This window comes from Paraburkholderia sp. BGA-UO-ETr-F21, assembly GCF_059567925.1.
Genome location: NZ_JCAQOY010000039.1, coordinates 134477 through 152916 on the forward strand (window position 1 = coordinate 134477; position 18440 = coordinate 152916).

The 18440-nt window shown below is 59.4% G+C and carries 21 protein-coding genes; 10 read left to right on the top strand and 11 right to left on the bottom strand.

Translation table 11 applies throughout. The annotated features are described in order from the left end of the window. Positions 1-18 precede the first annotated feature (18 nt). Positions 19-333, top strand: coding sequence for a helicase (locus AC57B1_RS30105; protein WP_496419519.1), 315 nt, complete (start codon positions 19-21; stop codon positions 331-333). Positions 334-358: 25 nt separating this feature from the next. Here the strand turns inward: AC57B1_RS30105 and AC57B1_RS30110 are convergent, their stop codons facing one another. Beyond that, positions 359-742, bottom strand: a complete 384-nt coding sequence (locus AC57B1_RS30110; protein ID WP_496419520.1) for a nuclear transport factor 2 family protein — start codon at positions 740-742, stop codon at positions 359-361. A gap of 33 nt (positions 743-775) precedes the next feature. Beyond that, the gene (locus tag AC57B1_RS30115; protein ID WP_408350675.1) at positions 776-1573 is read right to left on the bottom strand and encodes a hypothetical protein; all 798 of its coding nucleotides are present in this window, start codon (positions 1571-1573) and stop codon (positions 776-778) included. A 241-nt stretch (positions 1574-1814) separates the two neighbouring features. Here AC57B1_RS30115 and AC57B1_RS30120 point away from each other — a divergent pair, with 241 nt between their 5' ends. Further along, the gene (locus AC57B1_RS30120) at positions 1815-2942 is read left to right on the top strand and encodes an aminotransferase class V-fold PLP-dependent enzyme (protein ID WP_496419521.1); all 1128 of its coding nucleotides are present in this window, start codon (positions 1815-1817) and stop codon (positions 2940-2942) included. Between the two features lie 489 nt (positions 2943-3431). Here the strand turns inward: AC57B1_RS30120 and AC57B1_RS30125 are convergent, their stop codons facing one another. Then, positions 3432-3794, bottom strand: coding sequence for a winged helix-turn-helix transcriptional regulator (locus AC57B1_RS30125; RefSeq protein ID WP_408350669.1), 363 nt, complete (start codon positions 3792-3794; stop codon positions 3432-3434). 89 nt (positions 3795-3883) lie between these two features. Between AC57B1_RS30125 and AC57B1_RS30130 the strand changes: the two genes are divergently transcribed. Together AC57B1_RS30130 and AC57B1_RS30135 are read left to right on the top strand one after the other, a co-directional pair. Further along, entirely contained in the window at positions 3884-4210 is a 327-nt protein-coding gene (locus AC57B1_RS30130; RefSeq protein WP_496419522.1) for a nuclear transport factor 2 family protein, read from the top strand. After that, entirely contained in the window at positions 4210-5052 is an 843-nt protein-coding gene (locus AC57B1_RS30135; RefSeq protein ID WP_496419523.1) for an SDR family oxidoreductase, read from the top strand. Before AC57B1_RS30130 ends, AC57B1_RS30135 begins: the two co-directional genes overlap by 1 nt. A 508-nt stretch (positions 5053-5560) precedes the next feature. Here AC57B1_RS30135 and AC57B1_RS30140 read toward each other — a convergent pair. Continuing rightward, positions 5561-6124, bottom strand: a complete 564-nt coding sequence (locus AC57B1_RS30140; protein WP_408350660.1) for a hypothetical protein — start codon at positions 6122-6124, stop codon at positions 5561-5563. A gap of 908 nt (positions 6125-7032) precedes the next feature. Here AC57B1_RS30140 and AC57B1_RS30145 point away from each other — a divergent pair. Beyond that, positions 7033-7497 carry a hypothetical protein gene (locus tag AC57B1_RS30145; RefSeq protein WP_408350657.1) on the top strand — a complete coding sequence of 155 codons (465 nt, stop codon included), beginning with the start codon at positions 7033-7035 and terminating at the stop codon, positions 7495-7497. Positions 7498-7886: 389 nt separating this feature from the next. Here the strand turns inward: AC57B1_RS30145 and AC57B1_RS30150 are convergent, their stop codons facing one another. From AC57B1_RS30150 to AC57B1_RS30170, 5 genes are all read right to left on the bottom strand, one after another. After that, entirely contained in the window at positions 7887-8216 is a 330-nt protein-coding gene (locus AC57B1_RS30150; RefSeq protein WP_496419524.1) for a hypothetical protein, read from the bottom strand. A gap of 166 nt (positions 8217-8382) precedes the next feature. Beyond that, positions 8383-9675: an NAD(P)/FAD-dependent oxidoreductase gene (locus AC57B1_RS30155; RefSeq protein WP_496419525.1), complete on the bottom strand. Its 1293-nt coding sequence runs from the start codon at positions 9673-9675 to the stop codon at positions 8383-8385. Positions 9676-9682: 7 nt separating this feature from the next. Further along, complete coding sequence (locus AC57B1_RS30160) at positions 9683-10429, bottom strand: amino acid ABC transporter ATP-binding protein (protein WP_091805717.1); 747 nt, start codon at positions 10427-10429, stop codon at positions 9683-9685. Beyond that, positions 10426-11082, bottom strand: coding sequence for an amino acid ABC transporter permease (locus AC57B1_RS30165; RefSeq protein WP_408350645.1), 657 nt, complete (start codon positions 11080-11082; stop codon positions 10426-10428). Before AC57B1_RS30165 ends, AC57B1_RS30160 begins: the two co-directional genes overlap by 4 nt. 29 nt (positions 11083-11111) lie before the next feature. Beyond that, positions 11112-11876, bottom strand: coding sequence for a substrate-binding periplasmic protein (locus tag AC57B1_RS30170; RefSeq protein ID WP_091809055.1), 765 nt, complete (start codon positions 11874-11876; stop codon positions 11112-11114). Positions 11877-12029: 153 nt separating this feature from the next. Between AC57B1_RS30170 and AC57B1_RS30175 the strand changes: the two genes are divergently transcribed. Next, positions 12030-12854, top strand: a complete 825-nt coding sequence (locus AC57B1_RS30175) for an IclR family transcriptional regulator (RefSeq protein ID WP_408350642.1) — start codon at positions 12030-12032, stop codon at positions 12852-12854. Positions 12855-12973: 119 nt separating this feature from the next. Here AC57B1_RS30175 and AC57B1_RS30180 read toward each other — a convergent pair whose 3' ends face one another. Beyond that, positions 12974-13285, bottom strand: a complete 312-nt coding sequence (locus tag AC57B1_RS30180; protein WP_408350639.1) for an H-NS histone family protein — start codon at positions 13283-13285, stop codon at positions 12974-12976. Between the two features lie 281 nt (positions 13286-13566). Between AC57B1_RS30180 and AC57B1_RS30185 the strand changes: the two genes are divergently transcribed. From AC57B1_RS30185 to AC57B1_RS30200, 4 genes are all read left to right on the top strand, one after another. Beyond that, positions 13567-14130, top strand: coding sequence for a TetR/AcrR family transcriptional regulator (locus AC57B1_RS30185; protein WP_496419526.1), 564 nt, complete (start codon positions 13567-13569; stop codon positions 14128-14130). Between the two features lie 325 nt (positions 14131-14455). Further along, a complete protein-coding gene (locus tag AC57B1_RS30190) occupies positions 14456-15355 on the top strand; it encodes a LysR family transcriptional regulator (protein WP_091805734.1) in 900 nt (299 codons plus the stop codon). A 101-nt stretch (positions 15356-15456) separates the two neighbouring features. Beyond that, complete coding sequence (locus tag AC57B1_RS30195) at positions 15457-16797, top strand: MFS transporter (RefSeq protein ID WP_496419527.1); 1341 nt, start codon at positions 15457-15459, stop codon at positions 16795-16797. 4 nt (positions 16798-16801) lie between these two features. Then, positions 16802-17521 (top strand): aldolase, encoded by a 720-nt coding sequence (locus tag AC57B1_RS30200; protein ID WP_496419528.1) that lies wholly within the window; start codon positions 16802-16804, stop codon positions 17519-17521. Positions 17522-17596: 75 nt separating this feature from the next. On the opposite strand, the gene AC57B1_RS30205 is transcribed toward AC57B1_RS30200, so the two are convergent. Then, positions 17597-18430, bottom strand: a complete 834-nt coding sequence (locus AC57B1_RS30205; protein WP_408350624.1) for an AraC family transcriptional regulator — start codon at positions 18428-18430, stop codon at positions 17597-17599. Between the last annotated feature and the right edge of the window lie 10 nt (positions 18431-18440).

Below are 18440 nucleotides of genomic sequence, written 5' to 3' on the forward strand. Positions count from 1 at the left end.
TTTCCTTGGGAGCTGCACATGTCTTGGTTCATCTATGAAGTGCCCGAATACAACGAAGATGCGGCACGTATCGAACCCTTCAGCGACCTGCGTAGCCGTGTCGTGAAAGTCAGTGGCCAGGCCATGGCTGACGAGTTGGAAAGCGTCCGCGAGAATGCTGCGACGACGGCGGACACGTCGGCTCGGCCGCTGCGCGCTGCGGAAAATCCGCACGTGTTTCCGATCCCTTATGCCGATTCTATGATTCTGGTGGGATTTATCTTCGAACTGAAGCGCGAGGGGCGACAGTTGGTGGTGTCGCCAGTGGAAATGCCCTGGTTGAACGAGGCGTAAGGAAGAGGGGCAATGCATCGCATAGTCACGCGATTTGCTGAACCCATTGACTCCGCCAACTCGGCGCTTCAAATGGATCGGAAAAATACTGCGTCTCGTGAATCACCTTGCCGTTGCAGAACTCCATAATGCTGACCGTGTAAGCCAGCCGCCCGTTATAGTTGATCGAGTATTCCGTGACCCATAGATCACCTTCCCCTTGAATGCGCCTGACATCGAAACCTGCTGGCTTGCCTGGATGATGACTCCGCAGTGCCTGCAAATTCGTTCGCCCGAGGATTCGCTCGCCTGACTGCGGATAGTCACAGACGGCATCGTCATCGTAAATATCGTGTTCCGCGTCGAGATCGCCGGCCGCCGACGCTTGCCAGTGCGCATTCAGTGCCTCACGTATTGTTTCGTCCTGCATGGCGTGTCTCCGGATAACGTCTACGTTCAACAATTACGTGCGTCGAGGAATAACCCCCGACGCCGCGGCGATGCGGTTTTTTTCAGCGACGAGTTGGTCATCATTGGTCGCCACCAGCCATAGACGTGCGTGCTCCGCGATCTGGCGGTTGTGGTCCTTCAACGGGCCCATCGCCGCAGCTGCTTTCCAGACCACCGAGCCGATCCGGCTTTGCCTGCCAGAAGGCGCACCTACCAGCAGACAGTAAGGTCCCAGCGGAAGCGATACAAACGGAAGTGCCGGACTGGCGCGCACACGCCAGTCGATGAACGGCGCCTCGTTGATAAGCAGCGGTGTGGGCAAGCCGTAAAGCACGCTGAAATCGTATAGCGCCAGTTGTTCTGGCATGCCAGCGTACTTACGCCTGATGTCGTCGACAACCGCTGCGCGAATCTCGTCGTCGAACATGGGTTCTTGCGCGTAGCGGGCAAATGCTTCTCGAGCCTGTGATTGATAGGCGCTGAACAGGCCGAGTTCGACGCAGTCCTGCACGGCGCGTTGAACCTCGGCGACAGAACCGGCTTCCTCTGGCGTGCCCAATTGCGCGGCTCGCAGAAAGCGGGCGAGTCCCGCTTCCTGGATCGCGGGACCGTCTTTGGATACGTCGTCTTGAGCCTCCTTGCCGAGGGGTACGTAGGTGTATTTCTCGGCTGCGAAATGCGATTTCTTACCTTCATCGAACTTGATCTCGCCGTCCGCGTAGTCAAGATAGCGAGTGCCGATCCGTCCATGCTCCCAAATCCAATTTTTCAGGAACGGGCGGAGTGGATGCGGTTTGTCGTGGTCGGGCATGGGGACCTCCAAGTGTCCTAGTATAGTTCCAAGTAGGAAGCGGGTCTGCGGAGGGCGAGGCGATGGTTCAAACCGACGGAGTGGCTCGTTCTATCAAGCCAGGCGGATGCTCCGCTGGCCTGGCAGCGACCGGTGCCACGGGCCGGCAGCAGCAATGCAAAATGCTTTTTGCCGCAGCCGCACATAGCTTTCGTTAGAATCTGTTTCACATACAGATATTCATCTATAACCGGAGACAAACGTGCCAGGCTTACTTCCCGATGTCGACCGCGAGGGGCTCCTCGAATATTCAGTCGTTTACACCGACCGATCAATCAATCATATGTCGCAGCTCTTTCAAGGAGTGATGCGCGATATTTCCGATTCTCTGAAGAAGGTCTACAACGCGAACTCGGTCATTGTTGTACCTGGCAGTGGGACGTTTGGCATGGAAGCCGTCGCCCGGCAGTTCGCAACGAACAGGAAGTGTCTTGTCATCCGGAATGGCTGGTTCAGTTTCCGCTGGACGCAGATTTTCGACATGGGCGGCATTCCGTCTGAATCGATCGTGCTGAAGGCGCGCCCGGTCGAAGAGGGGAGACAGGCTGCCTATGCACCGCCACCTATCGAAGACGTGGTCGCCGCAATCAGGGAACACAAGCCGGATCTGGTCTTTGCGCCGCATGTCGAAACCGCATCCGGGATCATGCTGCCGGACGCTTATTTGCGCGCGGTGGCCGACGCTGTGCATGCCGTCGACGGCATGTTCGTACTGGATTGCATTGCCTCCGGTACGGTCTGGGTCGACATGAAGGCGAGCGGCGTTGACGTCCTGATCAGCGCACCGCAAAAGGGATGGAGCGCGTCACCGTGCTGCGGTCTGGTCATGCTGAGTGAGCTTGCCCGCGAAAGAATCAACGGGACGACGAGTACCAGTTTCGCTTGTGACCTTCGCAAGTGGCTGCAGATCATGGAAGCCTACGAGAACGGTGGGTTCGCGTATCACGCGACGATGCCTACGGACGGTCTCGCGACGTTGCGTGACGTTATGAAGGAGACCGAGGCTTACGGCTTCGATAAGGTTAGAGCAGAGCAGCTTGAGCTTGGGAAGCGCGTTCGGTCACTTCTTGCGGATAAGGGGTTTAGAAGCGTGGCGGCTGAAGGGTTTGAGGCACCGGGCGTTGTTGTCAGCTACACGGACGATGATGGGATTCGGTCGGGTAAGAAGTTTGCCGATGCGGGGTTGCAGATTGCGGCTGGGGTTCCGCTTCAATGTGATGAGCCTGAGGATTTCAAGACCTTCCGCATTGGATTGTTTGGGTTGGATAAACTGCATGATGTTGAGGGTGCGGTCGCCCGGCTCGCGAAGGCGCTGGACAGTATTGTTTAGAGCAGTTTTTTCGTTTGCGGAGGATGTGCGTATTGCTTGTTAACGCAACTGGCTAGGCCGGAAAAAAACCGAAACCTTGCGGACAGGCAATGCGCACTGATCGTCCATTGCTGACGTTCACGGGCCGCCATTGGTAAGGCTGCTTAGGGTTGTTCTTTTGCCATTCGGACCGCCGCGACCGCGAATGTCACGTGTCACTGTCGATGAATGAGTCTTTCCGACCCGATGGAGCCGCTCGGACAAGATTTACCACCGTCCGCTCCGGGAGCGACATGAGACGACCTCGGATAACGCGTCGGCCTTTATCTCGTCGGCCATCACGGAAAGTGGCGGATCGCTGACGCGGTCCGACCATACCGCGACCCGACGGCGTAACTCCGAAAACGTTGGGAGAGCCCCCCAAACCGATGCGGACGCATCCGTTGACTTGCAGCAGACACCTCGTCGACGACCCACAGAACTCGATTCAGGAAAACAGGTCAGCCAGCCTTAGGCACGCACGCTCGACGCAGCCGATGGAAAGTCTTCACGGTGCTCCGCCCATTTCAGGATCGCATCCAGTGCCGGGCACAGGGCCTGCCCCCAATCGGTGAGGCGGTAGTCCACCTTCGGCGGCACCTGGTGATAGACCGTGCGCGTCACAATGCCGTCCTCTTCGAGGCGGCGTAGCTGCTGGGCAAGCATCTTTTGCGTGATGCTGGGGATTAGCCTCTCGAGGTCCGAAAAGCGTCGCACCTGACCACCGAAAAGGTGAAACAGGATCACCAGCTTCCAACGTCCTTCCAGCAGCTTGAATGCGGCTTCGACGTCGATCGCGGCAGTCGTGGGAGTGTAGGCTTTTCGGTTGGGCACGGCTTACTTACTTTTTAGTGCGTTCTTGCGATGTGGTAACTATAGCGCCATCATTGGGACATGCAAACGTGACGTTAAGGAAAAGTCCGATGAACATGACCCTGCCCCCGCCACTGGATGCCTATCTGAACGCGGAAACCACCAGCGACACCGCTCCTCTCGCGAACTGCTTCGCTGCTGACGCCGTCGTGCGCGACGAGGGCCGCACTATCGAGGGGCTCGAAGCTATCCAGGCCTGGAAGAAAGACACCAAAGCCAGGTACCAGTACGCCGTCGAGCCGCTGGACTGGTCCCAGGATGGCGCCGCCGTGACGATGCGCGCCAGGCTCACCGGCACCTTCCCCGGTAGCCCGGTCGAGCTGACCTACACGTTTGTCCTGGCCGGCGGCAAGATCGCGTCTCTGGAGATTCGCTGATGAGCGCCGCACTCGAACTTCAGGGGCTTCGGGCGCTCGTCACAGGCGGGACCAAAGGCGTCGGTAAAGCCGTTGTCGCACACCTTTGCGAGGCGGGCGCGAATGTCCTCGCGACGGCACGTTCGCGTTCCGATGACCTTACCGAAGAAAGGTTCATCGGTGCGGATATCACGACGGCCGAGGGTTGTAAAACCATTGTCGACGCCGTGCTCGAGCGGCTCGGCGGCGTCGATATAATCGTGCATGTGGCGGGTGGCTCATCTGCGCCAGCGGGTGGCTTCAGTGTGCTCGACGACGACGAATGGAACAAGGCATTGAGCCTGAACCTGTTCCCGGCAGTACGCATCGATCGCGCGCTGTTGCCCTCGATGGTCGAGCAGCGCTCAGGCGTCATCATCCACGTCACGTCGATCCAGCGGCAGTTACCGTTGCCGGAGGCCACGATTGCCTATGCCGCCGCCAAGGCTGCCCTGTCGAACTACAGCAAAGCCTTGTCCAAGGAAGTTAGTCCGAAAGGCGTTCGGGTCGTGCGTGTCTCCCCCGGCTGGGTTGAAACGGATGCCGCCGCGGGTCTCGTTGCTGAGATCGCACGGCAGAACGGCATCGACACGGACGGCGCTCGCAAGATCATCATGGATTCGCTCGGAGGCATTCCTCTCGGCCGGCCATGCTCTCCCCGGGAGGTGGCAGAACTCATCGGTTTCCTCATCTCCGCGCGGGCCAGCGCCATCACCGGCACTGAGTACGTCATCGACGGCGGAACTTTCCGACTGCGTGATCTGAGCCGCTTGTCGGTGGACGTCGACGTGCTTCGGCGCACGCGAAGCGCGTTTCGCAGGTAGCGGTTCCAGTTCAGGCGCCGGCCTTCACGTGGTGTGCCCGCCCAATGAACCTCTGCTTTTCTGCAGCACGGCCACCCGTGGCGGACCGGGCATTATTCAGCGGCGTTGTCGCACCTGGACGTCAGGTCACATAGCAGGTCACCCTTCGTCCGCAATTCGCGATGCCTTGGAATGGCGGACGGGCAAGCTCAGAGCGCGATCAGCGACCGTCTCATGTCGAGCCGGGAGCGGACCCGCGAAAGCTTCCTCTGAATGGCTCAAACTGGCCGTTAGCACCAGTTGGATGAGCGTTCCACAGAGAAGACATCGGAGTCTTTAATGGCCGATTTCCGGCGCGGTGGGTGAACGCGTACTATCGGTCGCGAGCCGTCGATGTAGCGCGTCGGCGGATCGTCGATCCGCCATCAGGGCGTGCCTCCCTGCTGGCACACGTGCCGCGTACAAGAAAATCATGAGCTCGCGAGTCGACGAAGCCGGCTTGTCTCGAGGCCGGCAGTTACTCGATGTACTAACGTGGATTAATTTGCTTGACGACATCAGCCACGATGGCACGCGTCTGCCTGTCGGTGGTCGGTGCGAAAATGCCCTGCCAAGCCGAAGACTTAGTGTTGTAGGAGCGCTGCCCGAATACCTGTTCAGTCTGCAGATCGCGGAAAGTAACCTTGGCTCGCATGAAGGCATTGCCTGTCATGATTCCAAACGCGATCCGTGCGCCTTGCGAGACGAAGTGGTAGTCGTCGACATAGACATCAACGACCGTGCCGGCGCCGCTCCGGGTTGCCGTTCCCGCGGTTTCATCGATTAAGGTCAGTCCGGCCGGATTCGAGGCACCTTGCATAGCTTCCCGCCATTCCTTCTGCACCTGCGGCCAGTCGGACGAGGCCGTGGCAACCGTCGATCCGGTCATACGCAGGACAACTGTATGGGTTGAAGCAGGCGGTACGACGATGCTGGCTTCGGAGGTCCTTTCACTTGACGACGAATTGTCTTGGGGCTGCAGCGTGGCGGCGCATCCGCCGAAAAGAGCCGAGCTTGCGCTGACGATAAGAATCGGGAGTAGTCGTCTCTGCATTTGGGTGTTCCGGGTGATGAAATCGATCTGTCGAATGGAATTACAGACTCTTTGTCGGCATGAGATCGTCAAACTTGAGCAGCATCCGCCGCTAAGCGAAGTCGCAATACTTGACGATCAATATACTGTCGGCATTTCGCTACCGTGGATCGAGCACGGTCGGTTGCATCAGGCGCAACGATAAGGCGCGAATCGCTTTTCCCGTGTATGACAGACGATTCGGTGGCCGGGAGGTGCGCGGCACAATCTCGGGACAAGGACTTGACTAACTGCAGGCTATTGCCATCGGTCGCAGACCGTGCCGCTAAATGGCAGGGCAAAAATAGTCATTTGAAGCAACAGGCCATCCAATGACCGTAGAGCAACCTATAGCGGCTCTTGACGGGCAATTAGCACAAGGCCGAAAGTCGGTCCCGATACACGAGCCCATGAGCGATAGGTTGCGAGCCGAAAGCACGTAATCGTCGCAATCGGCAACGGCCGCTGATGAGTGGCCGTCCGGAACGAACGGTCTTTGCTGTGAGTTTGGTGCAGCGCAATCGATATGCGCGCGTTACCCTTGTCCGAAAGCCAGCCGTCCTGGTCCCGTTGCGATTACCCTTCCGACCAAATTAAGCATTTAGCCTACTCAGTTGGCAGCAACCCGTCCGCCCTGATTTATAATTCCCAAGTCGTCGGGAAACACCCGGCGACCAGGTTTGGAAGCCTGTGCTTGAAACCGCACACCCGCTCAGGCGGGTTGTGCGTCTAACCCTGCACGTCTACATGTCAATGGGCGGGCTGTGGTGGGGGAGCCGCGAGGCTCGCCGGTTTGTTTCAAGCCCGGTCTTCCAATCCCGCCACGTGCCCGCTCACCCCTTTACAAGCGAGTGTCGGGCGATCCAAAGAATCACTAGAGAGATCGCGCCATGACCAAATCCATCAAAAACCAGCCTTCATCGCGTCCGCCCGTCGACGCGCTCCAGTACGAAACGCTCGCCCTATCCGCATTTGACTTATGCGACCGGCAGGTAGGCCAACTGGACACCTTGATTACACTTGCGTCTTCGATATGTAGGAATCCTGCCATCACGAGCGATGAAAGACGGCGTCGTCAGACGCTCCTTGAACTACTGGTAGACACAGCTGAACAATATCAGCAGGAACTCGAATACGACCGCGAACTCTTCCAGGTGATCGCACTCGATGCGAAGGGTGTCTCGCAAAGCCGCATCACGGCGCGCCATGCGGCGACCCTGCTGGCCGAGGCGTCCCAGAGAGCAAAGGCATCCGCCACCGCCGCCAACACGCCAAAGCACAAAATCTCACCGTCGGACAGTGCAGCGACTTTGAGAGCGGACGCGATCCAGAAACTGGTCCCCGCGCCACACTAAGCGACGAAAAACTAACAACTAAGCATTGGGTAGTGCCGCCGCAAATAACAATGTCATGCAGAAACGAAAAGACCGCTGTCCGAGAGGGCAGCGGTCTGTCATGCGACGCAGGGCGAATAAAGAACTCGAACGCTAGCTTTGTGAAGGTCGTCGGGAGTCGAGAAGCGCTCGCTACGAATCGAGCCCAGCCAGCCTCACGATGTTCCTATGCGCCGAAGCTCAACTGGATCACGACCTCATCACACTCACGCATCAATAACGTTGCTTGTCGCGAACCGAGAGACCGTGCAGACCGGTCGTATTGACTCGCACTTGCCAGCCGCGAACTCGCGGCTCCGGTCGAAATTACTTTCACCGTATTTCGCCGCCGGTCGTCACCTTTACAACGGTTATTGACCCGCCGCAGGCGACACTACACTCGGCCTTGCCAGCGTATTGTTGCTCTTGGGAGCGCTATTGCCGGAGTTGGAGCTACTATTCGTGCCACTCGGCAGACCCGAATTCGGCGCCCTGGTCGCCATCCCGCTATCCGAATTCGTAGCGCCAGGCGTGCCATAACCACTCATTCCACTGTTCGGCTGATTCACCTGATTCGCGGGACTTGCCGTGCTACCCGCCGAACCGGTGCCGTTCGAGCCTCCGGCTGACTGTGCGTAAGCGCCACCCGACAGCGTAAGTGCGGCGATGGCCGCGATCAATGTGCTGGTTGCCTTGCTCATGATCCATCCCTCCTTATCGGACTGAATAAAGAAACAGACGGTCGTCGCCTGCCCGACCAAAAGCGCAGCAATCGCTGTGCCGCCGACTCTCATTCATACCGAAAAGGATGCGTACCGATTCAATAGGAGCTGCGCCAGCCACACCGCATACACCCGAACCTATGTTTCAAGAGAGCGCATCGAGCAGTCCATACCATGCCACGCCCGCGCTGATATAAAACCGCTGCAACGCATGAAACGGCACAGGTTCGATAGAGGTCGGCGGAAGCGGCAAGCCGCGTGTCGTCCCGCCGATCAAAGCGGCCAGATGTTTTCCTAGCGTCGTCGCCATTGCAATGCCGCGTCCGTTGTAACCCAGCGCGATCGTCATCCCTTCTGCCGGCACATGCACGTGCGGCAAAAAGTTGCGGGTGATGGCGATACGACCCGCCCATCGGTATTCGTATTCGATGTCCTTCAGTTGTGGAAACATCAACCGGGCGGCACGTTCGAGATGCGCCCAATCCGCGGCATTGCGAGGCTCGCGAAAGGGGCCGCGTCCGCCCATCAGCAAACGTCCATGTGCGTCCTTGCGGAAATAGAGCAGCAGTCGCCGTGAATCGGAAGCCACTTCGCCACCGGGCAGAATCGTTGCGCCGACATCATCAGGTAGCGGCCTCGTTGCGACGATAAAGCTATTTGCGGCGATCACGGATTGAGCGAGTTGCGGCCAAAGCCCATCCGTATAACCGTTGGTCGCCAGCAGCACCTGCTTCGAATCGATGAGTGAACCCTGTGCCGTGCGAATCCTCCATCCTTTCGGACCACGCTCGACGCTCGCAGCACGGGTTCCGCTGTGTATCGCCGCGCCCGCCGTTTGCGCCGCGCGCGCGAGGCCGCGCGCATAGCTCAACGGATGCACGCTGCCCGCGCGCAGGTCGACCCAACCGCCGACGAATGCGTCCGTGCCGAGCCGCTTCGATATCTGCGCACGGTCGAGCAGTTCAACCGGCGCGCCGCGCGACGCCCACTGCTGCGCCCGGTTGTGTAGTGTGCCGAGCAGCTTGCTCGAATGGGTCGGCTGAATCCAGCCGGCGCGAGTCGCGTTGCACTGAATGCCATGGCGATCGATCAGCGTGAAAACCGAATCGGCGCCGCCGCCCGCCATTTGCACGAGTGCTTCGCCATCGCGTGGGCCGTAGCGTCGGATGAGTTCGTCGGGATCGTATTTCAGGCCGGGAATCACCTGCCCGCCATTACGGCCGGACGCGCCCCAACCGGGCTCGTTGGCGTCGATTACACAGACGCGTATGCCTTGTTCCGCGAGATGCAAGGCCGTCGACAAACCCGTGTAACCGGCGCCGACAATCGCCACGTCCGCTGTGACCGAGCCGTCTAGCGGCGGTGTATCGACCGCGGGTTCCGCCGTTGCCGCCCACAAAGAGGGAGGCAACGGCTTTGCAACTTCAACCAGGCTCATGATGTTTTCAAATCCGGGGGGCGTCGGTAAGCGTGGGCATCCTGCCGAGAAACTCGCGAGTGCGAGGATTGCGCGGACGTTCGAACAGATCGGCGGCGGAGCCTTCTTCGTGGATCGTGCCGTCATGAAGAAAGCACACGCGATCGGCGACCTCGCGCGCAAAGCCCATCTCATGCGTGACGACGATCATGGTCATGCCGTCGTCGGCGAGTTGGCGCATCACGCCCAGTACTTCGCCGACCAGTTCCGGATCAAGTGCCGAAGTCGGCTCGTCGAAGAGGATCGCTTTTGGTTCCATGGCCAGCGCGCGCGCAATGGCCACACGCTGTTGCTGTCCGCCCGACATCTCGGCGGGGTACGCGTCCATGCGATGCGCGAGGCCGACCTTCTCGAGCAGATGGCGGGCCCGCTCGCGTGCCTGTGCACGCACTTCCTTTCTCACGAATACCGGACCTTCGAACACGTTTTCCAACGCGGTACGATGCGGAAACAGATTGAAGCGCTGGAACACCATGCCGACCTGCGCGCGCAGATCGTGGATCTGCTTCGAAGCTGCGTCGACGGCCTGGCCTTCCACCGTGATCGTGCCGGCGTCGTGCCGCTCCAGTCCGTTGATGCATCGAAGCAGCGTCGATTTGCCTGATCCGGACGGACCGATCAGACACACGACCTGACCGCGTTCGACACTCAGACTGACGCCTTTGAGCACGTGCTGATCGTGAAAGCGCTTGTGAATCGAGTCGACCTTGATCATCGTTTTCCCTTCAGTCCGAGACGGCGTTCGAGTCGCCGCAGTCCATAGACGAGCGGCAGGCTGAGTCCGAGGTAAAGCAACGCGACCAGCGTGAAGACCGTCATGTTCTGAAACGTGGACGATGCGATGAGCTGTCCGGCGCGCGTCATTTCGGCGACGGTGATAGTCGATGCGAGCGACGAGTCCTTGAGCATCATCACGAGCGTATTGCCGTACGGCGGCAGTGCGATCCGGAACGCCTGCGGCAAGACCACGCGCCGCATGATCATTGCGCCGCGCATGCCGATGGACTGCGCCGCTTCGATCTGCCCGTGATCGATCGCCTGAATGCCGGCGCGAAAGTTCTCCGCCTGATACACCGAGTACGCGACGCCAAGGCCAATGAAACCCGCCTGGAACGCCGACAATTGCACGCCGAGGTCCGGCAGCACAAAGTAGATGTAAAAGAGCTGAACGATGATGGGCAGGCCGCGGATCACGTTGATAAAAGTCGCGGCGGCGTTCGATACGATGCGGTTGTTCGACACGCGCATCAGCGCGAGCACGAGGCCGAGCACGGTGCTCAGAACGAACGAGCAGAAGGTGATCTCGATCGTGACAACCGCGCCTTTGAGCAGGATCGGCAGAAACTCGACGGCGTTCTGGAAGAACATGGCGGACGGTCCTTATTCGGAAAGCGACGTCATTCCACCTGCCACTTCTTGACGATTTGCGTGAGCGTACCGTCGGCCTTGATCTTTCTGATGCCGGCATTCAACTGCTCCAGCGTCGCCGTGTCGCCCTTGCGCACGACGAAGCACACCTGGCCTTTCACCGACGGTTGATAGCCACTGACGAGGCGCAATTGCGGATTGGGATTGTGCTGAAGCTGGTAGGCCAGAATCGGATGGTCGCCGAAGCCCGCCTTGATGCGGCCGAGTGCGACGTCGCGCATGATGTCGGCGACTGAATCGTAGGTGCGCACTTCCTTGAAGATGCCCTTCTTGTTCAACGCATCGACGAACGCGGTGCCGACCTGCGCGCCGACCACTTCGCCCTTGAGGTCGTCCATGGAAGTGTACTGTCCTTTATCGTCGGCGCGCACGATCAGGCCTTCGCCATAGGAGTACACGGTGTCGGAGAAATCGACGACCTGCTCGCGCGCCGGCGTTTTCAGCATGGCTGCCGAGATGATGTCGATCTTCTTCGTGGTCAGCGACGGAATCAGCGCGGAGAACGTGGTTTGTTCGATCTTCACGTCAAAGCCCGCCGCCTTGCCGGTCGCGGTGATCGCATCGACCAGCAGGCCCTGGATCGAATTGGTCTTCACATCGAGAAAGGTGAACGGCACACCGGTGGCCGTCGCTCCAATCTCGTACGTAGTGGCGGCCACGGACAAGGCCGGCGCACCGGCGAGCAGCAATCCTGTTGCAAAGACACTGGCGAAGCGTTTGGCGAACTGGAACATGAGTCTCTCCACGAGTTGACGACGGTCGGTCGGAATATCGGTAACCATCAGTTGGTGCATCTTATTCGAATCAAAAATATCGGTGGACGAAATTTGCGTATCGATATTCGATATGCTAAAGTCAATAACGATAGAGAACAATTGGGTGATTCCATGACACGCAAGACGCTCAACGCACCGCCGGAAGTGTCCCCGGAACCGGAGGAAACGCCGGACGCACTGTTCAATCAGTCGCTGGAGAAGGGCATCGCGGTGCTGCGCGCGTTCAGTGCACAGCGAAGGTCGATGACATTGCCGGAAGTCGCGGAGGCCACGGCAATCACCAAAAGCTCTGCGCAACGCATGATCTACACGCTGGAGAAACTCGGTTACGTGCGTAAGCATCCGCGTACCAGGCGCTATCAACTGGCGCCGCGTGTGATGCAGATCGGCTTCAACTATCTGGCTGCGGACACGTTGATCGACGTCGCCAATCCGTTTCTTTCCGAACTCACCAATGTCACCGGCGAGACGACCAATCTGACCGAGCCGGATGGCGTCGATATGGTCTACGTGGCGCGCTTCGTGTGTATGAAGTTCGTGCCGATTCACATGCCGATCGGCAGCCGCATTCCGATGTACTGCACGGCGTCGGGGAGAGCGTATCTCGCGGCGCTTCCGGAAAACGAGTCACATGCGCTGCTGCTCGCGAGCGATCGCGTTGCGCATACGCAGTACACCGTAACGGATATCGACGAGATCGTGACGCGGCTCGCGCTCGGACGGCGCAATGGCTATGCGTCGAACCGCGAGGAACTGTTCATTGGCGATATGACGATCGCGGCGCCTGTGCTCGACGGGGAGCGTCGGCCGGTCGGTGCGGTTCACGTCGTCGCGCCGACAAGCCGGTGGACGCCGGCGGAAGCTGAAGCACGCTTGGCCCCCGCCGTGATCGATTGCGCGCGCGGTATCAGCAACTCGATTCGAACGCTTGCCTGAGGGTGGGCGGCTTGATCGACGTTACTCCGTGCGTACCACGACGATTCGCAAAGAGATAGGCATCCTTATCAAACTCGGGAATCAAGGGCGCATGGAATACGCTTGAACGTCTGCAATCTTTAGTTCGATCCGGCGTCGCCAGGCTGCTTAACCAGAAAATCGTCGTAGCGCCGGTTGCGGATCCACGAGGGCGCGCGGCCACGGCCGCTCCACGTCGCGCCGGTGACGGGGTCCTGATACTTCATTTGAGGCGGCTTGGTGTTGTACCTGCCGCGCCGGTCGACGCGCAACTGGTTAGGCACGAGGTTGAAGAAGTTCATGACCTGCCGGACGTGTTCGATCGCGGCTTTCTGTTCCTGCTGCCAGGCGACCAATATCCGCTCATCGAGTTGCGCGAGTTGCTGCTTCAACATCTTTACCCTGCTGCTCATGCTTTCTTTCCGTAGTACATGACCGGGTTGTTGCATTGCGCCCTGGTCTTTGCGGTTGGCTCGCACGCTGACTCCGCAGGCTCGCCTCATCGCGTTACGTAAGCACGCTCAGAGGACCACCCGAGGCTCCTGATTTCGCATATCAAGTGATATGCGAAATGGATTCGTAATAATAGCCAGTTGAATTTTAAATATCAACTGATATCCTTCCGGCCATGAAGAAGGCGACCCCACCCCCGCGCCTGAGCCGCGAAGAAAGCCGATTGCAAACGCGCGCGCATTTGCTTGCCGCGGCGAAGCGGCTGTTTGTCGAGCGAGGCTTCGGCGCCACTTCTCTAAGAGATATCGCGGCCGAAGCAGGCTACACGCAGGGCGCTTTCTATTCGAATTTCGCGAGCAAGGAAGAACTGTTCGTCGAATTGATGCGAGAGCGGTCAAAGGCGCAAGTGGGCGATATCGCCCGTACGTTGAATGACCCATCCGCGTCCGCGGACGAGATTTTGCGCGCGTTGGAAGTCTGGGCGCAGACACTCGATGCCGAGCCCGAGTGGTCGGTGTTGGGCGTTGAATTCAAGCTTCAGGGGCGTCGCAATCCCGTTTTTGAAGAAGCCTCACAGGCGTTGCTGGACGCTCACCGTGATGGCCTTGCCTACTGCATCGGGCAGATCTTCGCCAGACTGGAAAAAGTGCCGCCCGAATCGCCGACCGTCTTGGCGGCCTCCTTCATGGGGCTTTCGCAGGGCCTCGCTTTGCAGCGGTCTCTGCTTTCCGACGCACCCATCGGCCATATGATCATGGTGTTTCTGCGCGGCTTGTTAGCCGCGGCGCCCTCTGTGCGCTCATGAACCTGTGCTTGTCGTTCGCAGCGAATCTTCAGAGCTCGGAACGAACGGCAAGCGCATTCCGAAGCAGAGGCGGTGCAGCGCCGCATCGCTCGATATAGCTTATTGGGCACAGTCTTCCAGACTACCCACAATCGCTGTCTCGCTGCGGTCTTGTTCCTGATCGAGGTCGGCTCATAAAGCGCCGACAATCATAGAACCGCGTCCATGCCGTGATCATCGACTGCACGGACAACATCCGCAGTCGATCGATGCTGCCCGCCGCGATCGGCTCGCCGGATGGGTAACATGTACGCCAGCGGCATTTCATCCACCAATCCTCCTTTCTATGAAAACGCTTGCCAGCCGGGACAATCAATTGCGCATGTTCGTCGCCGTAGCGAAGGCGAGTTCGCTGCGCGAGGCAGCCGAGATTCTCGCTATCACGCAACCCGCTCTGAGCAAGCAGATTCGCGCACTCGAAACAGCGCTCGACACGAAGCTATTTCTTCGCCACGGCCGCGGCATGCAGTTGACGCCCGACGGTCAAGCGCTCTTTTTGAAAGTCGAGCCGCTGCTGAATTCGCTCGACGCCGCGTTCGAACATTCGGGGCATCTGTCGCGGCATGGCGGGACCCTGCGCATTGCAACCGTTCAAACGTTGATTGCGTATTTCATTCCGGAGTTGAGCCGGCAGATGCTCGCGCTCTATCCCGATGTTCACCTCACTATTCACTGCGACAGTTCCGCGAACGTCGTCGAAAGCGTGGAGCGCGGCAAAGCGGATATCGGCTTCGTCTACGAGACCGCAGTGGATGTGCCGGATCTAATCAGCGAACCGCTTTTCGAAGAGCGGCTGGCCTTGTACACCGCCGCAGACGACGATACCGACGCGCATGCATTGACCAACCTGGCCGCGCTGAAACTGATCCTTCCGCCAAAACCTTACGCGTTGCGCCGCATGGTCGAACGATCGCTGGGCGGCAGTGTGCAGCCGTATATCGAATGCGATTCGCTCGAACTGAGTTTGCGGCTCGTGTCGATCAGCGGTGGCGTGACTGTCCTGCCGGAGAGCTTGCCGCGCGATATGGTCGAAGATCGTGGGCTGCGCCGTACGCCGTTGAATGCGGTCCCATCGCGCCGGCTGGTCGCGATATCACGCAGCGTGCGCGGCCAGTCGCGGGCGTTCGACGCCGCACTTGAAATTGCCTTGCGCGCGGGCCCGCAAGGCGCGATAACTTCAGGTTAATCCAGAGTTATTTCTGGGCACATATCCCGCGTCGTTCACCGGACCAATACTGACGCCAGTTCGGCCGCCTCCCGCCGACCACCGAAGTGAGGAGATCACCCGTGAACGACCCGTTTTCCGCGCTCGAAGGCGTGAGCACAACAACGCGCAGATCGCCGCTGCCGGCCCGCTATAAGGCGGTCATCTCGGCCACAGTCGGATCGATCATCGAAGGCTTTGACTTTATCGCCTACGGCACGGCCGCCGCGCTCGTATTCAACCGGCAGTTCTTTCCCAACCTCGACCCGACCAGCGCGACACTCGCGTCGTTCGGTGCATTCGCGACCGGGCTGTTCGCGCGGCCGCTCGGCGCCATTTTGTTCGGGCATTTTGGCGATCGGCTTGGCCGCAAGTCCGTGCTGACCTTCTCGTTGTTCCTGATGGGCTTTTCTACCATTGCGATTGGTCTGATACCGAACTTCGCCGTGATCGGCACGTGGTCCGCGGTGCTGCTCGTCGCGCTGCGCATTTTGCAAGGCATCGCGCTGGGCGGCGAAATGGGCGGAGCCGTGCTCATGGCAGTCGAGCATGCGCCGTCCAGTCGCGCGGGTCTCTTCGGCAGCCTGCCTCAAATCGGTCCGCCGATCGGCTTACTTCTTTCCACATCGGCGTTCAGTCTCTTGAGCCGACTGCCGGAAGAGGCTTTTCAAAGCTGGGGATGGCGTATTCCGTTTCTTGCCAGCATCGCGCTCGTCTTGCTAGGCGCATTCGTACGGCGAAGCGTCGGTGAATCGCCTGCCTTCGAAAAAGCCGCAAGCGGGCGACAGCGGGTAGACGTGCCGCTGTGGCAATTGCTCACGCGTCATAAGAAGTCATTGCTGCTGGCAATCGGCGCGAAGCTTCCCGAAGTGACGCTTTACTACGTACTCACCGTATTTCTGGTTTCTTACGCGTCGACGCGTTTGGGATTCAGCCGTAGCGCGGTGTTGCAGACCGTCATGATCGGCGCGGCAATCCAGATCGTCACCTTGCCGCTATTCGGCTGGCTGGCCGACCGGGCAGGCGTACGCCGGTTCTATATGTTCGGCGCTGTCGTCATGGCGCTTAGCGTCGTGCCTCTGCTGCGGTGGATCGATAGCGGCAGCCTCACGGGGTTACAGGTTGCGGTGGCTATTGCGCTAGGGTTCAACTATGCATTGCTGTTCGGTCCGCAGTCGGCACTCTTTGCCGCGCAGTTTCCAGTCAATGTGCGCCTTTCCGGCATATCGATCGGTATTCAGTTTGCGGCGGCGATTGGTGGCGGGCTGGCGCCGATCGTGGCGACTTCACTGGTGGCGCAATATCACGGTCTGCAACCGATCGCGATCTATGTCGGCGCACTCGCAGCGCTCGCCGTGCTTTGCACACGTTTGATGAAAAGCGCCCCCACGACGCCAGCGCCGCCCCATTCGCAAGGAGAGTGATTCAATGAAACAACGGTCAACCATTACGGGCATCGGGAATGCGCAAGCGTCCTTCCCCCTCGAAAAACTCGCCGATGCTTGCCGCATCCTGCATGCGAAAGGTCATATGGCGAGTCTCGCCGGTCAGATCACGTGGCGCGATGCGTCGAATCGCGGATACTGGACACCGGCTCTCGGAAAAAGCTTTGCAGAGGTGACGCCCGCATCGATGATTCTGGTGGACGATGAACTGACGGTCTTGGAAGGCGACGGAACTCCGAACCCGGCAGTGAGGTTTCATACGTGGGTTTATCGCCATCGGCCAGACGTTCATGCGATTGTGCACACGCATCCGCGACACATCAGCGCGCTCTCGATGCTGGGTATACCGTTGCCGGTCGCGCATATGGACGCCTGCATGTTCTACAACGACTGCGGCTTTCTTGACGAATGGCCCGGCGTGCCGATCGACGATGAAGAAGGCCGAATCATCAGCGCGGCATTAGGCGACCGGCGCTCGGCTTTGCTTGTCAATCACGGCTATATCTGTGCGTGTGCTTCGATTGAAGAAAGCATTTATCTCGCGGTCTCGATGGAGAACGCGGCCGAACTCGCCTTGCTGGCGATGGCTGCCGGGACGATCAAACCCGTGCGCGCAGATCTGGCGCAGGCGGCGCACGACTTCCTGCTGCAACCGGCGATCGTTAATGCAACGTTCGCGTATTGGGCGGGAGATGTTCGATGAGGTGGGGTTGGGTGCGGATCATACGCGGGCGGGGGGGGCGATACGCATCCACCCGTGTGTCGACAATCGCATCGATCATATTTTCAACGGCAACCAGATCTCGAGCCCGCCCATTCCGCTCACCGGATCGAACTTCTCGTCATATCGCTCGAAATTCGGCGCATCGGCAGGCACATGTCCCGATGTCGGCAACCATTGATTCCAGATCGTGTTCCAGGTGCGACGGATGGCCGAAACATGCTCGCGGTGACTGAACACCGCGTAGCGTTGCGGCGGAATGCGCAAGCGGCTCAGCTCGCCTGGCAAGGCCGAGAAATCGCCGACTTCGACGCCGCATAGGTAGTCGATATTGCCGGCGTCGTCGGCGTTGTAGCAGACGCCGTACGCTACGTTGCCGATCTGGCCCGGCACTTTGCCGAAGTAGTGGTTCAAGCGCTGCCATTGCGATGGAATTGCGGCGGAGGTTTCGCAGGTGTAGCGTTCGCTCAGGCCCGCAACCAGAAGCGCTTTACCGTCTTCAAAGCGCGGTGGTTCGAGATGGGCTAGCAGGGTTTCGTCCATTTTGATCGGCTCCACGAGGGCGAGATTGTCGAGATGGCCACGCGCGCGCAGCGCGTCGGGCGTGAGCCCGAATTGCTCGCGAAATGCGCGCGTGAATGCCTCGTGAGAACCGTAGCCGGCTTCGATGGCGACCGCGAGAATGTCTGGTGCGCCGCTCGCCAGGCGCCGCGCCGATTCGCTCAACCGACGCCCGCGAACATAGCGCATCACCGAAAACCCCGTGGCCGCTTCGAAGGCGCGCGCCAGGTGAAAGCGCGACACGCATCCGCAGTCGGCGATGTCCTCCAGTGTCAGCTCGCGGGCAAAGTGGCTTTCGATAAACCACAGCGCTTTTCCAACCGGGTTCATGTGGGATCTC

Coding starts and splice junctions, on each gene's coding strand:
- AC57B1_RS30170 (WP_091809055.1), bottom strand. CDS start 11,876: ATGTTCCAGTTCGCCAAACGCTTCGCCAGTGTCTTTGCAACAGGATTG.
- AC57B1_RS30135 (WP_496419523.1), top strand. CDS start 4,210: ATGAGCGCCGCACTCGAACTTCAGGGGCTTCGGGCGCTCGTCACAGGC.
- AC57B1_RS30130 (WP_496419522.1), top strand. CDS start 3,884: ATGAACATGACCCTGCCCCCGCCACTGGATGCCTATCTGAACGCGGAA.
- AC57B1_RS30175 (WP_408350642.1), top strand. CDS start 12,030: ATGACACGCAAGACGCTCAACGCACCGCCGGAAGTGTCCCCGGAACCG.
- AC57B1_RS30145 (WP_408350657.1), top strand. CDS start 7,033: ATGACCAAATCCATCAAAAACCAGCCTTCATCGCGTCCGCCCGTCGAC.
- AC57B1_RS30155 (WP_496419525.1), bottom strand. CDS start 9,675: ATGAGCCTGGTTGAAGTTGCAAAGCCGTTGCCTCCCTCTTTGTGGGCG.
- AC57B1_RS30200 (WP_496419528.1), top strand. CDS start 16,802: ATGAAACAACGGTCAACCATTACGGGCATCGGGAATGCGCAAGCGTCC.
- AC57B1_RS30110 (WP_496419520.1), bottom strand. CDS start 742: ATGCAGGACGAAACAATACGTGAGGCACTGAATGCGCACTGGCAAGCG.
- AC57B1_RS30105 (WP_496419519.1), top strand. CDS start 19: ATGTCTTGGTTCATCTATGAAGTGCCCGAATACAACGAAGATGCGGCA.
- AC57B1_RS30115 (WP_408350675.1), bottom strand. CDS start 1,573: ATGCCCGACCACGACAAACCGCATCCACTCCGCCCGTTCCTGAAAAAT.
- AC57B1_RS30160 (WP_091805717.1), bottom strand. CDS start 10,429: ATGATCAAGGTCGACTCGATTCACAAGCGCTTTCACGATCAGCACGTG.
- AC57B1_RS30190 (WP_091805734.1), top strand. CDS start 14,456: ATGAAAACGCTTGCCAGCCGGGACAATCAATTGCGCATGTTCGTCGCC.
- AC57B1_RS30150 (WP_496419524.1), bottom strand. CDS start 8,216: ATGAGCAAGGCAACCAGCACATTGATCGCGGCCATCGCCGCACTTACG.
- AC57B1_RS30205 (WP_408350624.1), bottom strand. CDS start 18,430: ATGAACCCGGTTGGAAAAGCGCTGTGGTTTATCGAAAGCCACTTTGCC.
- AC57B1_RS30165 (WP_408350645.1), bottom strand. CDS start 11,082: ATGTTCTTCCAGAACGCCGTCGAGTTTCTGCCGATCCTGCTCAAAGGC.
- AC57B1_RS30180 (WP_408350639.1), bottom strand. CDS start 13,285: ATGAGCAGCAGGGTAAAGATGTTGAAGCAGCAACTCGCGCAACTCGAT.
- AC57B1_RS30140 (WP_408350660.1), bottom strand. CDS start 6,124: ATGCAGAGACGACTACTCCCGATTCTTATCGTCAGCGCAAGCTCGGCT.